The sequence below is a fragment of the Bacteroidota bacterium genome, assembly GCA_018266755.1.
Lineage (GTDB): Bacteria > Bacteroidota > Ignavibacteria > Palsa-1295 > Palsa-1295 > JAFDZW01.
The window spans coordinates 735,155-753,671 of the sequence record JAFDZW010000005.1 but is presented as its reverse complement, the minus strand read 5'-3'; the positions used below and the strand labels follow the sequence as shown (position 1 = coordinate 753,671).

The 18,517-nt window shown below is 53.0% G+C and carries 16 protein-coding genes; all 16 read left to right on the top strand.

Going from position 1 to position 18,517, the window contains the following annotated elements:
• The first annotated feature begins 102 nt into the window (after nt 1–102).
• The 16 genes from lepB (at nt 103) to JSS75_07895 (ending at nt 18,451) form a co-directional block, all read left to right on the top strand.
• Nucleotides 103–990 (top strand): signal peptidase I, encoded by an 888-nt coding sequence (gene lepB / locus JSS75_07970; protein ID MBS1903622.1) that lies wholly within the window; start codon nt 103–105, stop codon nt 988–990.
• A complete protein-coding gene (gene hemW / locus JSS75_07965) occupies nt 960–2,132 on the top strand; it encodes a radical SAM family heme chaperone HemW (protein MBS1903621.1) in 1,173 nt (390 codons plus the stop codon). Before lepB ends, hemW begins: the two co-directional genes overlap by 31 nt.
• Nucleotides 2,133–2,339: 207 nt before the next feature.
• Nucleotides 2,340–4,298, top strand: coding sequence for a PatA/PatG family cyanobactin maturation protease (locus tag JSS75_07960; GenBank protein MBS1903620.1), 1,959 nt, complete (start codon nt 2,340–2,342; stop codon nt 4,296–4,298).
• A gap of 71 nt (nt 4,299–4,369) precedes the next feature.
• Nucleotides 4,370–4,705, top strand: coding sequence for a hypothetical protein (locus JSS75_07955; GenBank protein ID MBS1903619.1), 336 nt, complete (start codon nt 4,370–4,372; stop codon nt 4,703–4,705).
• Nucleotides 4,706–4,791: 86 nt separating this feature from the next.
• Nucleotides 4,792–5,097: a hypothetical protein gene (locus tag JSS75_07950; protein MBS1903618.1), complete on the top strand. Its 306-nt coding sequence runs from the start codon at nt 4,792–4,794 to the stop codon at nt 5,095–5,097.
• 285 nt (nt 5,098–5,382) lie between these two features.
• Nucleotides 5,383–5,763: a helix-turn-helix transcriptional regulator gene (locus JSS75_07945; protein MBS1903617.1), complete on the top strand. Its 381-nt coding sequence runs from the start codon at nt 5,383–5,385 to the stop codon at nt 5,761–5,763.
• A gap of 393 nt (nt 5,764–6,156) precedes the next feature.
• Nucleotides 6,157–8,451, top strand: a complete 2,295-nt coding sequence (locus JSS75_07940) for a hypothetical protein (GenBank protein ID MBS1903616.1) — start codon at nt 6,157–6,159, stop codon at nt 8,449–8,451.
• 208 nt (nt 8,452–8,659) lie between these two features.
• Nucleotides 8,660–8,989, top strand: a complete 330-nt coding sequence (locus tag JSS75_07935) for a YbaB/EbfC family nucleoid-associated protein (protein ID MBS1903615.1) — start codon at nt 8,660–8,662, stop codon at nt 8,987–8,989.
• 208 nt (nt 8,990–9,197) lie between these two features.
• Nucleotides 9,198–9,800 carry a recombination protein RecR gene (gene recR / locus JSS75_07930; GenBank protein ID MBS1903614.1) on the top strand — a complete coding sequence of 201 codons (603 nt, stop codon included), beginning with the start codon at nt 9,198–9,200 and terminating at the stop codon, nt 9,798–9,800.
• 98 nt (nt 9,801–9,898) lie between these two features.
• Complete coding sequence (locus JSS75_07925; protein MBS1903613.1) at nt 9,899–10,633, top strand: class I SAM-dependent methyltransferase; 735 nt, start codon at nt 9,899–9,901, stop codon at nt 10,631–10,633.
• Nucleotides 10,626–11,249, top strand: a complete 624-nt coding sequence (locus tag JSS75_07920; GenBank protein MBS1903612.1) for a hypothetical protein — start codon at nt 10,626–10,628, stop codon at nt 11,247–11,249. Before JSS75_07925 ends, JSS75_07920 begins: the two co-directional genes overlap by 8 nt.
• Nucleotides 11,246–11,752 carry a hypothetical protein gene (locus tag JSS75_07915; protein ID MBS1903611.1) on the top strand — a complete coding sequence of 169 codons (507 nt, stop codon included), beginning with the start codon at nt 11,246–11,248 and terminating at the stop codon, nt 11,750–11,752. The genes JSS75_07920 and JSS75_07915 overlap by 4 nt, the downstream gene beginning before the upstream one ends.
• Nucleotides 11,752–13,548, top strand: coding sequence for an alginate lyase family protein (locus tag JSS75_07910; GenBank protein ID MBS1903610.1), 1,797 nt, complete (start codon nt 11,752–11,754; stop codon nt 13,546–13,548). The genes JSS75_07915 and JSS75_07910 overlap by 1 nt, the downstream gene beginning before the upstream one ends.
• Nucleotides 13,523–14,818 (top strand): oligosaccharide flippase family protein, encoded by a 1,296-nt coding sequence (locus JSS75_07905; GenBank protein MBS1903609.1) that lies wholly within the window; start codon nt 13,523–13,525, stop codon nt 14,816–14,818. Before JSS75_07910 ends, JSS75_07905 begins: the two co-directional genes overlap by 26 nt.
• Entirely contained in the window at nt 14,815–16,200 is a 1,386-nt protein-coding gene (locus tag JSS75_07900) for a glycosyltransferase family 39 protein (GenBank protein MBS1903608.1), read from the top strand. Before JSS75_07905 ends, JSS75_07900 begins: the two co-directional genes overlap by 4 nt.
• Before the next feature lie 187 nt (nt 16,201–16,387).
• Entirely contained in the window at nt 16,388–18,451 is a 2,064-nt protein-coding gene (locus JSS75_07895) for a VCBS repeat-containing protein (protein ID MBS1903607.1), read from the top strand.
• The last annotated feature ends 66 nt before the right edge of the window (nt 18,452–18,517 follow it).

The following is an 18,517-nucleotide window of genomic DNA, read 5'->3' as shown; positions in this document are numbered from 1 at the left end:
GCAAAACTCCGTCCATTCGAGTAACTACATCGCACCATGGGCGTACCGAAACCGGTACGCTCACGAAGGCGTGAGCACATTGATCACCATTCATGTACTCGAATGAAGAAGACTCCGAAGACTAGTAAGAAGAACGAGAGCGTTGTTCGCTCCCTGCTCGTCGCAGTGCTGCTCGCGATTGCCGTGAGGTCGTTTGCGGTGCAGGCATTCCAGGTCCCAACCGGCTCGATGAAGAACACCGTGCTGATCGGCGATCATCTGTTCGTCAATGAACTTGCCTACGGGTTTCATACACCGAAATATCTGCCGTTTACCGACATGCCGATCCCGCATATCGGATTCGATTATGCCGACGTCAAGCGCGGCGATGTGGTGGTGTTCGAATATCCCGGTGAACGTGATCTTGTCGTACCGGCGAAGCATAATGTGGATTTTATTAAACGCGCCGTCGCGCTGGCCGGTGATGTGGTCGAGATACGCGATAAGCAGGTATATGTCAATGGAACTGCGGTGACGCTGCCACCGAACGGCAGATATGACGAACAGCCACTACGGAAGGGACTCTCAGACTCTCGGATCTTTCCGAAATACTCCGGTTGGAATCAGGATCAGTACGGCCCCATCCGTGTGCCGAAGAAAGGGGACGTGTTGCAGCTCGATGCGAAAAACATCGACGGCTGGCGTGTGTTCATCGAGCGCGAAGGTCATCACGTGAACTGTGCGATGGATGGATCGGTGAGTATAGACGGGGTAACGGCAACGAGTTATACCGTTGGCCGCGATTATCTCTGGATGCTTGGCGACGATCGCGATAATTCGGAAGACTCGCGCTTCTGGGGCTTTTGTCCGGCAGAGAACGTTGTCGGCAAGGCAATGTTCGTGTATTGGTCGTGGTACAATCCGCCGTCGGATCACGGGGATGGCTACGACCCTGAAGAGACGCAATCATTTCACATTCGGTGGGACAGGATACTACGCAATATCAACTGACGAACCGCGACGGACTTTCGCTCTATTTCCATATCCCGTTTTGCGAGCAAAAGTGCGTCTATTGCGATTTCTATTCGATCGAAGACCGATCCGCACAAGCGCGCTTCGTCAGCGCGCTTGTGCGTGAGATCGATTTGAAGATCGCCCGCTATCCGTCGCTCGAAGGCTCTGCCGTATCGACTATCTTTTTCGGAGGCGGCACTCCGTCGCTGCTCACACCGGAGGAATTACAGTCGATCGTCGAGGCGATCACTAAACACTTTGTCCTTCTTCCCGACCTTGAGTTCACGTTAGAGTGTAACCCCGGTACCGTCACCGAATCGGAACTCGCACGATATCGTGCGCTCGGCGCGAATCGTCTCAGCTTTGGCGTACAGTCGTTTCATGCCGATGAGCTCGAATGGCTTTCTCGTATTCATTCCGCCGATGAGGCCCGCGATGCCGTTCGGTTCGCACGTTCCTCTGGGTTTGATCGTGTCAGCATTGATCTGATGTTTGCGCTACCGGGCCAAACAATGCAGAAGCTTGCATATTCGCTCAAGCAGGCTATTGAACTTGAAACCGACCACTTGAGCGTCTATAATCTCACCGTTGAAGAGGGGACGCCACTTAACCGAATGGTAAAGCTGCACCAAGTTAACGAGATGCCGGTGGATGAAGCATCGGAGATGTATGAGATGGTGCAGGAGACGCTTTCGAATGCGGGTTTTGTGCAGTACGAGATATCGAACTATGCAAAAACCGAAGCTCAACGCTGTCGGCATAATCTTGTCTATTGGGACGGCTATGCAGACTACGTGTCCTTCGGTCCCTCAGCACATGAATTCATCGGCGGCGAGCGCTCGTGGAATCTCTCCTCACTCGATCGGTACCTCGACCGGATCGAACATGGTATTCTTCCTCGTAATAATTCCGAGCGTCCGGATCTGCGAGAACGACGTATCGAAGTGCTTTTCTGTGGACTCCGATCGACCGGAGTACACATCTCGCAGTTCAACACCTCGTTTCGCGAAGACCTCCGTTCCAATCGTGAACTCGCGCGTATTATCAATGAAGGTTTGGCTACCATCGAAGGTGACATACTTCGCCTGACTACAACGGGATACCGGTTCTGCGATAATATCGTCGTGCGGTTGCTGTAGTTTGTTAGAGTTTCGATTTCCTCCGACAATGACTGCTGTACCTCGTCTCGAATAAAAAAACATTATTCGTGAGGTTTATACGTGGCGGAAGCCGATTGGTCGCTCGTAAATTTGGTCTGTCAACTTGATTAGTGCAGTAACAGCACACGGGATGGGCAGGCCACGGAATGTGATCGCCATCAACACTACCGAATCAACACAATTAGGATGCAGCCACACGACGACCATATCGATCGCGGGAATGATATTTTTGATCGGGATTCTGTACCCGGTTTCACAGAACTGTTCTCACGCTCTGCGGGGAGCGCAGCTATCTGTGTTGCGGTGATCGACGGGGATGTCGATCTCGACCATGAATGTTTTCGCGGCGCGGATCTTCAAACGATCGACCCTTTTGGGACCGGATCGGTTGCAGGCCGGGCGCTCGAACACGGTACGCATGTAACCAGCATCATCTTTGGACAGCGGGGTTCTGCCGTAGAAGGAATTGCACCCGGGTGTCGAGGGTTGGTCATCCCTCTATTTGGTTCGGATATCGATGGTGAGTTCAAACCGGCGACGCAAGTGCAATTGGCGCAAGCTGTTTCGTTGGCCGCAGATCGCGGTGCGCAGATCATTAACATTTCCGGCGGGCAACGTTCGATCTCCGGGGTGGAAGAGACATTCCTTGCCGACACAATTCGTCGGTGTACCGACCAAGGGATTCTCATCATCGCAGCGGCCGGGAATGACGGATGCGATTGCCAGCATATCCCTGCGTCCAATCCGCACATCCTCGCGGTCGGAGCGATGCGACACGACGGGACGCCACTCGACTTCAGCAACTTCGGTGCAATCTATCGGTCCAACGGCATTCTTGCACCGGGCGAGGATATTCTGGGTGCACGTGCAGGCGGCAGTGTATGGCGCAAGACCGGGACGAGCTATGCAACTCCGGTTGTCTCGGGCGTTGCAGCGCTGTTGCTAAGCATGCAGATCGAACTCGGGTACACGCCCGATCCGCGAGCAGTCTTTCGTGCGATCATGCGTTCGTCGTCTCCTTGCGATCCGAAGGTGGAGACCGATTGCACCCGGGTTCTTTCAGGCAGGCTCGATGTCGCGGCAGCGATGCGAGCGATCGAGCAGCCGGAAGGCGAACCGTATGAAGAACAGAAGTTTCACTTACTAACTAACGGAGTCAACATGTCAGAATACAATCAACAAACCGAAGAGGTTGCCACCATGCTGGCACCCGATACTGCGGACACCAATTCCGCAATGATCATTCCACAAGAACACGATGCCGCGATTGTGCCGTCGGAATGCTCCTGCAAAGGGGGGAGCGAACCGTGCGGATGCAATAACAAACCGTCGCAGCAAGCGTCACCGGCTCGCCCGATGCTCGTGTATGCACTCGGCCAGATTGGTCTCGACTTCGGGACCGAGGCTCGGCGAGACTCGTTTTCGCAGCAAACCGGACGCAATGTTTCGAGCAATGCCGAAATGGTCGAGTATCTCAGCTCCGACCCGGCGTCCGCAGCCAGTCTGCACTGGACGCTGACCATCGACGAGACGCCCGTCTATGCCATCGCACCTACTGGCCCGTTTGCGGCGGCAACGTACGACCGCATGCGCGATTTTCTGCGTGCACAGATTACCGAAGGAGTCGAGCGCGTTTCGATTCCGGGCACGATCGGCGGCATGCGCAGACTATTGAACGGACAAGTCGTTCCGTTGATCATCCCGGAGCATCGCGGTATGTATAGCTGGACGACGCAGTCACTCGTGAGTGCAGTTCTCGGTGAAGCGCCGAAGGCAAAGGAAGCGATGCTGGAATACACCGATCGTTCTGTCGGTATCCACCAGTTCCTTTCGCGGATCTACTACGAAATCCGTAATCTTGGCGTGACTGCCCAGGAACGAGCGATGAACTACGCAGCGACCAATGCATTCCAGCTTCAGGCGGTGTATGGCGATGCCATCAAGAGTGGTTTGAAACTGGATTCGATCGATGTCGAGCGCAGCCCGATTTGCAAACCGGGTTCGGATTGCTGGGATGTCAAGCTCTCATTCTTCAATCCTACGAAGCGCTTCGAGCAGGCACGTCGGGTCTACCGCTACACGATCGATGTCAGCGACATCGTGCCGGTCACCGTCGGTACGATGCGGCAGTGGGATGTGTATTAGGATCGTGTCACTACGAATACGAAAGGCTCATTCCAATGAGAATTCCCATACAAGCGAGGCCGATTGAGCGGATGCGACATACATCGAAGCTGTCGCGACGAACGCATGGCGGATCCGTGATGCCGCAGGACGGGTGTTCGGTCTGTACCGATGTGCTTGCCGGAGTGATCTACACCGCAGCGAATGGAACATGCTGGCTTGGGTGTACTGGCGTAGGTATCGCGGCAGGCGCGGCATGCGAAGTTGCATTCCTCGGACCGGAAGACCCAATCGGGGATGTCGTGTGTCCGATCCTCGATGCAACGCTTGATGCGATCTGCGAACAGTTCGGGTGCGATTCGCTCAAGAGCTGGTCGGGTGCGCAAAGTGCAGCGCAGCAGATCTGTGCGGGCGTCCATATTTGCTAAGGCAACAGTCGTCGGGTGTCGGAGGCGAAGTTCGTGTCCGGCATCGGCGGTGATTCCATCACATTCATGTTATCAAGGAAACCACTATGACTATTCCAATTCAAGCAGCTCCGGTTCTGCGGGGCAGCGCGGGTATGTATGCGACAGACGCTTCCGTGACGGCAAGCGACTATAGCACATGTGTCTCCGCAACTGTGAATAACGGAAAACTCTGCTTCAGTTTGCCGGTCATCGGCAGCATCTGCATTCCGGTTCCGTCATGGGTACCGAGCGGTGCATCCGCTCAGGCGTGTGCGAATATTTGCACACACATCGGTATCCCGACTGGCGCTTCGGCAACAGTAACGGTGCTGGGTAAGCAGATCTGGAGCGACAGCGTCGGCTGGTGTTAATTGCCAGAATCGCGCGCTGTATCTATTCGCGAATACATGCCGATGTCTCACCGACTGCAATATCTGTTGCAGTCGGTGAGCGTTTGGCAATGATACACTCCCAACGGAGCACGATAGGGTGCCGGCAGATAAAATTGGCAGCCGGATGGCACGAGCGAGGATCATAAACTCATGCGGATGCCCGGGCCCTAAGATTTCATTGTCAACAAGAAATTATTGCCGTATATTAGAAGACCAGACGTTGCTTTATAACGATTTTCATTCATCAGCATCAAGGATACAACTATGTTTAGTACATTGACCAGCGTTGCGGTGACCCCCCAGCCGACAACAAAAGACGGAAGGAGCAGAACAGCACGCCGCAAGCATCGGCTTGGGTGGCTCAAATTTGAAGAACAATTTCGCCAGCGGCATCCCCACTTCCTCGGCGAACTTGCACGATTGTTTCCGACGCTGTCGAGAACGGAGCTCGAAATTTGCGCCATGCTCTTCGAGGCCATGCCGAGTTGGCAGATCGCCGAGGTGCTTTCGATTACCGAGCGAAGCGTCGAGAATCATCGAAGCAACATTCGGCGTAAATTCTCGCTCACACCGTCGCAGCATCTTCATAGCTTTCTTCTCGGCGTCATCGGCGCAACACAAGAGATGATAATTCCTCAATCATGAGGTTTTCGTGAGGTGGAAAGTGATTCGTCCGTCGTAGGTTTGCAGACGGTGCCTATGAGTTTCGATCGCGGCTAGCAGATCGTGGTGAAGCCTACACACTTGCCACGTCACGTCGGTCCACTATCCGCGAGGGATCATGGCATGGCGCTTTTCTGAGTGAGTAAGACATCGCACCGCCTCCCCAGATGTGCGATCGCCGTGATAGCGAGAGATGGGGGAAAATATATCGCAGGAGTATGCCTGTGCGGTTCGGCGTTTCACCTCAAACACGAACGAATCCGCCAGTATAGTTTGCAGCATAGTCCGCTCTGCGCTCTTCATCGTCTGCTCCTCGCCGGGTTTGCCGAAAACCGGACCATAAGAGTAGGCAGTGCATCAACACGATTACCAACCATGAGAACCGACACGAACGGGTCGATCGTCATCCGCATATCTGCGGATTCCGGCATTAAGAAGACCGACAATCTACATGTATTCGTCACCGACAACTCTGGGCGCATTATCGAGGCCAGCAGTTTCGACGGACTCGAAGCACGACTGAAGACACCAGCGCCGACGCTAAAAGGTGGTGCGAAAATATTCATTGCTCCCGGCCTGCCGAAGGGGACCGAGGCCTCGTCGTTCAATGAACGAGATCTGCGAAAAGCAGGTGCGTATCAAGTCACGAAGGCATTTACCGACCGAACATTCATCGATGTATCCCGCATCCCGAGCGGAGCATTGAAGCCGTGGTTTTGGGGGAATTGCCTTATTTCGGGTAATATCACGAAGGATTTTTTCATCGACGGCCAGTGGAAAACACTGCCCGTGTGTAATGCCCGTGTGCATATCTGCGAGGTCGAGACCGAACTCGTGCTGCCACACATCCCGATCTATTATCGACAGATTCCGGACTGGATCATCCAGGAGATCAGCGATAAGTTTCGTGAAGTGATCAAGGTAGTACCGCCGTTTCCACCCGATCCGTACCGCCAGAGTGCTGCTTCGGAGCTTGCTCGAACGCAATCGTCCGGTAAGACTGCCGGGCGTGAGATCGCGCGGATGCAGAAGATGAACGTTCCGCTGAACTCGCTTCGGGCGTCGGAGCCGTTGCAAGAGTCGCTGAGGTTACAAGCGCTTCCACCGTTACCCGAAGAAGTAGCGATGGCAATGTCTTCCGGCTCTGTCTCGGCCGTGCGCAGTGCACTCTACGATTACCACGACATTCTATACCCGTATATCTGCCTCTGGCCGTGGATTTGGCCATGGATCTATACGTACGATGAAGAGACCATTGTGTACACCGACTGCAATGGGCACTTCGAACTCTGGGAGAACACGCTGCTCGAAGATGGGCCGTTGAATCTGTACTTCTGGGTAGAGGTAAATATTAACGGGCAATGGGTGACGGTCTACAAACCGGCGTTGCCGTGTCATACATATTGGAATTACGATTGCGGCTCGGTCATTTCGATCAAGATTACCGACCCGCGCGTGATGCCGTGCAATTGCGACGATCAAGCGGTCGGTGAGATCGTGTGGTTCAAGTCGATCGGTTGGAACGCGACGGCGCTGCACATCGAACAGAACGACCTTAACACCGTCAATGTGCAGGGGGTGAATATGCGCAATGTCGGCTGTACAGATATAATCGACGCGCATCGAATCAGTCCGTTCGGAAGCAGACTCAATTTCCGTCTGCTCTTTGGCGATGGATTGCCGACGAATACGATTACACACTATCGTTGGAAGAAGACACGCATCAAGGATGAGAATCTCAACGACATACTCAATCCGCCTACGACGGTGATAAACGGTGCAGTCTCAAAGGACTATTATGTTATCACGCAAGTAGCCGGTCATTTCCATTTCGAAACGCATTCCGTCACGCTCGGCGCCGATGGTGCGGGGGAGAATATCGGCTATAAGATCCCGCATTGGGATATTTATCAAGAGCCGCTCGTCCCTGCTGCCGATAAAGCATTGACCATACAATGGACCAGCCCGGACTTCTGGAGTGCATCGCTCGATTCGCATTCGCTTCAAGACGGCCTGTACCGTTTCGACCTTGAATTACTTCATCTCGACAATAACGGGGTGTTCCAGGTTGTCTCGGTACCGAAGCAGGTATTCCAAGTATCGGATTACAATAATACCGGCAACTCGGTCGATGCGCCGAACTACGATCTGCGGCTTGATGGAGGGAATCTCAATAATGCATTGAGTCTCTCGTTCAAGGTGCGTATCGATAATGCACCGTGCGTTGCCGATATTCAGGATGTGCTATTGACCGATGGAGCCGGAAATCTGGTATATCAGAACGGTCAACCGGTGAAATCCGGCAAATGCGGCTTCATCCAGTACACAAATCTCGCGCAAGGTGTTCGGATCAGCTACATCGCTTCGCATCCGCGTAATTTTGCGACGTTCAGCTTCTCGGTCATCAAGGGCAACAACACCGAATCGACGGGGGTAGCTGCAAATGGATATGTGATCTCCGGGGTTGATGGATTCGCACTTAGTGGCGGAGTCTTTACACAGGATGTTCCGATCCAGCAGTTACTGGGTACTTGCCCGGGGCAAGCGGCTCTTTCAGAAAATCTCTACGTCGCGGCGCTTGCAACCGATGGGACCTATCGACTCTATAACGATGGTTCCGAGGTCTATGACGCATCCGACGTAAATGCATTCGCAGTCAGCAACGTTTGATCTGTGGGATACAGCTCGCACAAGCAAGGGATGTCCGCCGTGAGATCGTGGCCTCGCAAGCGGACATCCCGCAGGTGCGCAATACAAGTGTTCATTCTTTGCCGGAAATACGGCTAGACACGGGAAATGACGTGCATCGGCATTGCTCAACCAATCTTTCGCCCTCCTCGTTTGCATGAACGAATACCATTCAAACGCACTCACTCCAATGAACCCCGATATGATGAATGCTCTCGGCAAACTGCAGCAGATGCAAGCCGAGATGGAGAAGGCTCAAAAAGAACTTGCTACCATTACGGCCACCGCCGAAGCGGGGGGAGGGATGGTCAAGGTCACGGCCAACGGTCTGCAACAGATCGTCTCGATCTCGTTCGAGAAAGAGGTCATCGATCCGAACGAACGGGAAATGTTGGAAGATCTCGTCGTTGCGGCTGCTAACCGCGCGCTTGCGATGGCAAAAGAGCTTTCGGAAGAAAAAGTGAATGCCGTTGCAAAGCAATTCATGCCGAATATTCCGGGAATGCCGTTCGGAGTCTGAGCACTCGGGTGCAGTGTATGGATTCACGTTCGATACGCCGATGTCGCTTCCCTCGAAAAAATATATCCTCGGTCCGAGTGCTAACGGAATGTCCCTGAACGATGTTACGTAAACTCATTCAATCGTAGACAACGCACGTGAATAGGCGGGTTCGAAGCGCGATGCCCGAGTGACGAAACCGTATTCATTGTGCTCGAATCCTATAGTAATGCTCTATACATCCCCCGCACTCGAAACGCTCATAGAACGGCTGTCATCGCTGCCGACCATCGGTCGAAAAACGGCGCAGCGACTGGCGTTGCATGTGCTCAAGCAGCCCGACGATTACGCGAAGTCGCTTGCCGAGGCGCTCTATCATTTGAAGGAACGGGTCCGTACGTGTTCGGTGTGTGCGAACATTACCGAAGAGGATCCATGCCCGATCTGCCGTGACGCGCGCCGAGACCAGTCGGTCATCTGCGTCGTCGAAGAGCCGAACGACGTGCTGGTCATCGAACGCACCAACGAATTCAAAGGGTTATATCATGTACTCGGTGGCTCTCTCTCTCCGCTCGACGGGATCGGCCCGGAAGAATTGAAGATTCGCGAACTGCTGCACCGCTTAACTCCGGAGAAGGGGGTGAAGGAGATTATTCTTGCCCTCGATCCGAATATCGAAGGCGAAGCCACGACGCTCTACCTCGCGAAACTCTTGCAAAATATCGTCCCACGAGTCACCCGCATTGCTCGAGGCATCCCGATCGGCTCGGACCTCGAATTCGTCGACGACGCGACGATCGCAAAGGCATTGGAAGGAAGACTCCTAGCGTGATCAGCAGGCTGTGACCGGAAAGTAAGATGAGTACATAATAACGTCTAACTACTGTCACTGACTTCATTCACAAACGACCGCTCACCAACGACCGACCCATGTGGTATAAGGACTGGTTCGCTGACGAACATTACCTGGCGCTCTATCAGCATCGGAACGCAGAAGATGCATCGAAGCTGCTTGATCTGATCGAGCGGACAGTCCACCCGCACAAAGACGCGCGTATCCTGGATTTGGCCTGCGGGGCGGGGCGCCATTCTATCGCATTCGCCAAACGAGGATATACACATGTGACCGGCGTTGATCTCTCGCCCACGCTAATTCGGAAAGCTCGCGAATCGGCAGAAGAGGCACACGTGCATGTCACCTTTGTCAATCGTGATATGCGAGAGTTCACCGGGACGTATGATCTCATCGTAAATCTATTTACGAGTTTCGGTTACTTCGAGCACGATTTGGAAAATGAGGAAGTCATCGCCCATGTCGCCGGAGGGTTGGAAGCAGGCGGCTGTTTCGTGATCGACTACTTCAACGCCTCGGTCGTTCGGGCGACGCTCATTCCGCATTCACAAAGTACGCTCGAGTGTGGCGAGCCTGTCGATCAATACCGCCAGATCGACGGGGCACGAGTAAATAAGAAGATCGTGATCAAGACGGATGCCGGCGTAAAAGAATTTCAGGAGTCCGTCCGGCTATTCACTCGCGCTGAGATCGAGGGGATGATAACCCGACAGGGCTTGCACATTGCCGAGGTGTTCGGTAATTATGACGGCGCCGCCTTCGATGAGGGGAGTTCTCCGCGCGTGATTATCGTTGCCAGAAAGGATGCGTAGTCTTGGGCCGGTGGTTGCGATGATCGTCGCGCTTGCGTTCGCAGGCTGCGACCTGTTCACGACGCGTACTCCCGAATCTCCCGATCTCGGCTCGACATTTGTCTGGACTCCCGCGGCAACACCAAATACTCTGGTAGAAGATTTTAGCGGTTCGCTTCAAGCGGTCGACGCCGCAAACTACTCGCGTTGCTTTGTTTCGGCTCAGGATACGGCTGTCAGCGGCGCTGTACAATATAGCTTTAGTCCGCGAGCGGGATTGGACCAGGCCTCGCGCAGCCTTTTCGATGCGTGGACCGTCCAATCGGAGCAGTCGTTTTTGACGAAACTTCGTGCCTCTCTTGTGAGTAACCCACGGCTGAGCGTGACACTCTCGAACGAACAGATCGACCAAACAAGCTCTACGCAAGCGCGCATTGCTGTAGATTATTCTGTGTTGCTTCCGACACAGACAAACTCGACCCTTCCGTCTTCTATCGCGGGATCGCTGATCTTTCAAGCACAGCTCGTCACGACGGAGCAAGGGACGAAAGAGTGGCGTATCGTGTCCTGGAGTGATTTCGCCGGCACGACTTCGGCAAAGACATTCACCGATCTCAAAGTACAGTTGTCATCGTGAAGCGGTACTCTCGATGGCTGCCGTTGCTGGTGCTCGCCGCATTCGTGGTGAGCTGCAATCCGTTTTCGCCGACACTTGACGAGAGCCTTCCGCAAAACTCCTTCGGCGACCCGCATACGATCGACGGATACTTCCAGGCATTCCGTTCAGCATATCAATTTCGCGACACCACCCTCTATGGCCAACTGCTCGATCCGCAGTTCGTATTTAGTTATCACAATTATGATCGCGGCCTAGATCTGCAATGGGGGCGCGACGAGGAAATGCTGCATACCGGAGCGCTCTTTGCAAATACCAGCGAGATTGATCTGTTATGGGGGAATATCATCGACTCTGTCGGCGCCGATACGGTCTATGACGTCACACGCGCGTTTTCTCTCGATATCACGCTGACATCGAGTGATGTGTTGCATACCGATGGCCGGGCTGTCTTTCACCTTGTCCGTTCACAAGCCTCCGATCCTTGGAAGGCCGTGCAGTGGCGCGACGAATCGAATTTTTAGTGAGCGCAATTTCGACACTCTCCCTTGCATTGCGTAAGCTCGGCCCCGTCGGGACCGTACGGCTGCTTGTCGAAAAGCGAGCAAAGAAACGGCGGTTGAACCCGTCACTCATTGCCGATGTATATTCGGTTCGACTCCGTTCGGTAGCGAAACGCCCGGCACTGACGCTGAGCGAAGAAGTGTCCCGGTCGGCCATCGAGCACGCCGATGCGATGGTGCGCGATGAAAATTTCTTCTTCTCGTTTCCGTATCGCCTTCGCGGTGTCAGCGATCCGTGGAATTACGATCCGTTGCAGAAGGCATCCTGGCCACGACGCACCTACGAAGAAACACGCGTGCATTCGGCCGATACGCCGAAAGATGTGAAGCTTGTATGGGAAATCAATCGCTTCAAAGATCTGCCGACGCTAGGCATTGCGGCGTACATCACTCATGACGAACGTTATGCAAGCGAAGCATACGATCGGATGGGTTCGTGGATCGACGGCAATCCGTTTATGCAAAGTGTCAACTGGTCGAGTCCGCTTGAGATCGCAATACGCCTCATCAGTTGGACGGCCACGATTCGTCTGCTCACAGACGCAGGCTTCTTGCTTACGAACGAACGCATTGCACGTTCGATCTGGGAGCAACTGACATTTCTTTCCGCCGATCTCTCGACCGACAAGATCGTCCGGTCGAATCATCTCATCGGCGAGGCGGCGGGGATGGTGGTAGTCTCGTCGCTGTTCGATTTCCCGGGTTCGGAGGATATTGCAGCGCGCGGGATACGTGTGTTGACTGACGCTGTACTCGAGCAAACGTATAATGATGGTGCAAGCCGGGAGGCATCGGGATGGTATCATGGATTTGTGACCGATTTTGTCGAGCTCTGCGAGCGAACAGCCGCAACCGTTGGAGCTGCCCTCCCACAACGACTGGTAGACCGAGCACGGTTAATGAAGCGTTACCGTAACTCGGTTGTTGCGACCGACGGAGGGATCGTAAAGTTCGGAGACTTCGATAACGGGAAAGCGATCGAACTCGCAGGCGATTGGCGCGATGTGGTGTTCGGTGCCGACCCAAACCCCTCGACCGACCGCTTGAACGTGTTTCCCACGGCTCAGCATATTACTGCAATACTCGGACGTGACTATCTCTTTTTGCGATCGGGAGAGTTCGGGTGGGGAGGCGATGGCTTTTCTTCGCATGCCCATGACGATCTGCTCGCACCGGTGGTGTACCTCGATGGGTTGCCGATTCTCGTCGATCCGGGGACGTATGTGTACGTCGGTTACCCTACGGAGCGCGACGCGTTGCGTGTTGCCGAAGCGCATAATCGTATCATCTTCGGTTCGGGGACCGGGGCCGTACTGAAGCAGTGGTTCGGCTGGATGAAGACAAGTTCGCCGGCAAGAATCGATCGGATCGACGACACCGACACAGGGTTTTCCGTTGAAGCATCGTACGACCAATACCGGAATGTTCATTCGCGCTTCTGCCGGATCGGAGCAGGGAAGTTTGCGATCGAGGACCGTTTCGTCGCCGATGTGAACGAGACCGTGGAATGGAATCTGCATTTTCATCCGCGCTGGCGTCTTGAGCCGGACGGCTCGCACCGATATATACTCAGCGATTATCGAAATAATCGTTACAGCATCGAACTTTCGGCTGGCAACGCGGAGTTAGAACTGCTCGCATACGAGTTTTCGCCGTCATATATGACGAAGACGCAGGCGCAGAAGTTGCGCCTGCGTTCGTCGGGTCAATCATCCGGTAGCATCGTTACTATTGAACTTACGCGATCATCTCAATAAGGGAGTCTGGGCGGCGGCCGATAAGGCGATTCTGCTCGTCTATGGCGTAGCCGTGATCTTTGTCGTGATCATGGTACTGCCCGAACACGAGTACGCCGCGTTCACGATTTGGCAGACGATCTTTTTGATCATCTGTGTCCTCTCGGACTCGGTTTTCCTGCAACCGATGGTCAAATTTGCGAGTGAGCATGAGGCAGAGGTCGAGCAGATTCTTGCGGCGAGCTTCAATTTGTACTCGCTGGTGATGGTCGTCAGTGGCGTGATCTTCGCCGTCACGGCAGGTTACTTCAGCGATCTTTATCACATGTCGGAGCTTTACGATATGCTCCTATGGATGCCGCTGGCGTTACTCTTGAATATATTCCGAGGGATCGGCATTCGGTTCTTGCAGGTAGATTACCGTATCCGCGAAATTTTCTGGGTCGATCTGGCCTATTATGGTTCGATGATATTCCTGACCGTGTTGCTGCATTCACTCGGAATGTTCCACTCGGCGATGGACTTCATGCGCATCAACGTCATTGGCGGAGTGCTGTCGAGCATTGTCGCGTTTGTGTACGGTCGCAGCGGTTTTCTCGCGATGCCGTTGCTACGCGTGCCGCGCGGGGAATACAGGAAGTTGCTCTCATTCGCGAAGTACCAGGCCGGCACGAGTGCATTCCTGACCCTGCAACAATGGGCCGACCCGTTGCTTATCGGCGTGTACGCACCCGGTTACGTCGCGTTGTTTTCCGCGGCAAAGACCCTCTATCGCGGGTTCGATGCGGTGCGTGAAGGCGCAACATTGCTCATCGTGCCGGTGGTCTCGAAGATGCATACCGCAGGCGATAAGCAACAGCTATCCGACCTGATCGAGAAAATGCTCTTCATTTCCTTCGCGGTGCTGGTGCCCGTATCGCTTGTGCTTGCAATCGGAGCGGATCCGATCCTTGCGATTATCTATAAAGGTAAATTCCCGGGGATCACGCCGGTGTTCGAGCTTCTCGTTATTACAGGATTTATTCTGCCGCTAGTGCTTGTAGCCACCAATGTGCTGATTGCCATCGGGCAGGTGAAGGGGCTATTCTACTCGGTGCTTGCCGCGACCATCGTATTTTTCGGCCTAAACCGTCTGCTCGACCCCACGATGCACGCCGAAGGTGCAGCGCTCGCAGTGTTGATCTCGACCGGCGTGATGGGTATTCTCGCCTTCATCTCGATGCGCCGCGAACTCTCGATCAGCGCCCGCGGAGTCATGAGGCAGGTAAGGGGGGTGAGGAATAAAATATGATTTTTCAAAAGTTCGTCGATTTGGCATCGTCAAACATTCGTCGAAGTCTTTGGCTTTGCTATATACTTGCTGTAGTTGTCAGGCTCGCATTTGTACTTGAATTCCCAGGCCCGAACTATTTCGGAGGCGTCTCCGAACGATGCTTGGATGTCGGAAAGAATGTTGTCGAAGGCAAGGGGTTCGTGTTTTATGTCAACGTCGCTCCTTTTGGCTCACCGGACAATTACCGTTACGAACCGTTTATTGACAAACCTATCGGATATCCGAGTTTTATTGCTGCGGTTTTTTTTATTTTTGGTATCAAGCCAGTTGCTGTACAACTTGTACAGGCGTTTTTACTAAGTCTCGGATGCGTAGTCGTATATCGCATACTCAGGTTACTTAAGGTCGATGAGGTAAAGTCACTTCTTGGGGCATTCTTGTGCGCTGTTTGGCCTAACCATGCCCGTTTTGAAGTCACGATCCTGCCCGAAGCGATGATGCCGTTCATACTCATTCTTACGTCGTACTTGCTTCTTCGGGCAATCGAACCTATCGACGGCAATCGACAGAAGTGGGGCAAGAAGTCGCTCCAGAATTCACTTATGGCGGGATTTGTACTCGGGCTTGGTTCTCTTTCTCGACCCGATGTGATGTTCCTGCCGATTTGGCTTTTTATCGGTCTTGCATTGATCTATTCATTCCGTGTTTCTCTTCGCATACTCTGGCCTGCTACCCTTGTGTTCTATGCAATTATAGGATTGCACACCGTTAGAAACTATCTTCTGACTGATGAAATTATCCCTTTGGGGTATAGCAATGGTACTGTACTCTGGCAGGGGATCAGTCAGTTTGGCGATACTCTGGGGACTGTCTATAGTGACTATAGGATTGCACATCATGAGGGGTATCCAAGTTTGCTCTACCCCAATGGGATTGAGCGTGATAGGAAGCGATTTCGCGAAGCAGTAAATATTATTGAGTCTCATCCGCTCTTCTACCTCTCGCTGATTCCACGTCGCATTCCCCTCCTCCTGGTTCCACGTGGTTTGCTCGTACAAGATGACCCTGCTCCCCGAACCAACGATAAGGAGGACTTTCCGCAACATTTTCAAAAGGGAATATTGGCAGATTTTAGAGCAACACCGATTCGGGCACTCATAAAAGTATTTTCAGCACTCTCGGGAGTTATTTTGTTGTTCTTGGCATTACTTGGGTACTGGAAGAGTAGAGTACAAAGTCGGGGCGTAGGGGTTCTTTTGCTGTTCATGCTCTACTTTGTTGCCGTACTACTTCCGATAAATGCAGAAGCGAGATACTTCTTCCCGGCTGTCATCCTCTTGTTCCCTATGAGCGTGATGGTGTTGGCCAATCGCTCACAGATTAGTCCAAGACAGGAATAGCGCGATGATTGGAAAACGATTGGTCCGACAAATATTCCTATTGGCCTTCGGGCTACTTGCGTTGAAAGGAACTCCCGTTTTTTCGCAGGTAGCATTTACCGATGTCACTAACCAAAGTGGTATAGCTTCTCCCTCCAATGCGCCATCGTATAACTGTCAGTGGATTGACATTAATAATGACGGCTGGTTGGATTTATACATAGCGCGTGGTAATGCAAGCTCGCATCTCCTTAGCGAATTATACAGCAATAACGGGAATGGGACATTCAGTAATGTCTCTTCAATCGCATTTCCGTCGGCAGTGCCCCAGTACAATGGTCATATTGCATGGGGTGACTTTGACCGCGATGGACTCATCGATCTATATGAAAATCACTTCGACGCGTCTGGCCCTTCCCTGTGGCACAACCTCGGAGGATTCCGGTTCGAGGATCAGTCGTCCAAAATCGTCTCACCTGGTAATTATGCCACAGGCGTTGTGTGGTCGGACTTTGACTCGGATGGATATCCCGATTTGCTTTTGAGTACCCAGGCAGGGCTTGGTACATTGATTGAGCGAAACCTTGCCGGGGCCAGTTTCACACAAGACAGTCTTTTTACAAATACAGGGCAAGGACATCTCTTGCTCTCGACAGATCTCAACCTTGATGGCATTCCAGACTACTATGTTGCAAATATTCACTCTGTCGACCAGTGCTTTGTTAGTTCATCGTCTGGGTACACGAACTTCGATAACAGTTTTTTGAATTCGCATAGAAATAACGATGGTTTTCAAACAGCCGCATTTGCTGATTTGAATGCGGACGGTTACCCTGATCTCCTATATTGTCAAGACGATCATCTTTTTCTCTTACGAAATGATAGTGGGCGATCGTTTGTGGACATGACAGCATCATCCGGGTTGATCCTCACACCTGGAGTATACCGAAGTTCATTTATTCAGGATATTGATAACGATGGGTATCTTGATGTAATCTTGTTGGAATACACCGGTATTTTGGAGATATGGTATGGGGGCCCTACAGGCTTTCGTAAGTCATTGATACAGGATCGAACCCAAAATTCACTCGAAAGTGTATGTGGATGGACAGATTTTGACAACGACGGCTTCATTGACTTCACGATTGTAACCCCTGCATTTACGCGCCTACTTCGATCATCTGGCAACAGCAACTTGTGGTTGAGCGTTGAACTTCGAGGCCATCGTGCAAACTCAGAGGGGATAGGAAGTCGGGTGATAGCTTATACAAAGGGCACTCCCCAATATCGTGAAGTAGGTTATACTCAGGGGACACTTGGATACTCGCCTCTTATGGCCCACTTCGGCTTTGGTTCGCCGGGCTGCGAGGCGTCGAGTGGGGTGATCGATTCGCTTGTGATTTTGTGGCAGCCGGGGGGGAGGCAGGTTCTGACGAACGTACGATATAACCAAACGATTCTGGTCGATCAGGATTCCGGCATCGTACGGGCGTTCCAACGTCCGCTTTCGGTGTCCAATGGATATGCCTATCCACAGTATGATAATACCGTTCAAGCGACAGTGGGACAATCTGTGACAATCCCTGTCGCACTTCGCTTCCCGCTGGCGGTCCATGTCGATACGATGACCGTCAGCAGCGTCACGTTCTCGTTGTCGTATGATCCGAATGTGATCGACATCAACGCTGCGAAGATGTCGCAATACTATTCTCCGCCTGCGGGATGGATATTCAAATCGGGGTCGATTCATGGTGATACGGTTACGGTGACGATGGGGAATGCTGGAGGATCCATGCTTGCGAATCCGACCGATCTCGGGCGCTTACGCTTCGATACATACAAGAATAACCCCGACCGCTCGATGCTGTTCTTCTGCGGGGCTTCGATCTCGACCAGAGGGGACACGAAGGTGTTTTGCGGTGACATCGAAGGATCGTTACTGACGGTGGTGATCGTATCGGATACCGTGAGTTCTTCTGTGGCAAGTGGCTCGTGCCCGAACACGACCGATCTATCATTACAGCCGAACCCATCATCTGGCGGAGTCGTGAAAGTCCATTTCCCCTTCAAAGACGACAGCCGGGCTGACCTCAGAATAGTTGATATGTTGGGGCGAACTGTCTACTCTGCCAATGGTATATCCGTCCCAAGTTCGGCAGGCATAGCAGAACTTCTCATCCCTGCCGGAGCAGTGAAGAACGCCGGGGCATATCGGGTCGAGGTAACGACGCCGGTTCAAACACTCGTGACACGATTTGTTGTAGTTCAATAGTTTACAAGGCGTTGCCACGTTTATTTAAAGCGATTCCGCGTCCGTGTGGAGGGGCGAATTTGGAAT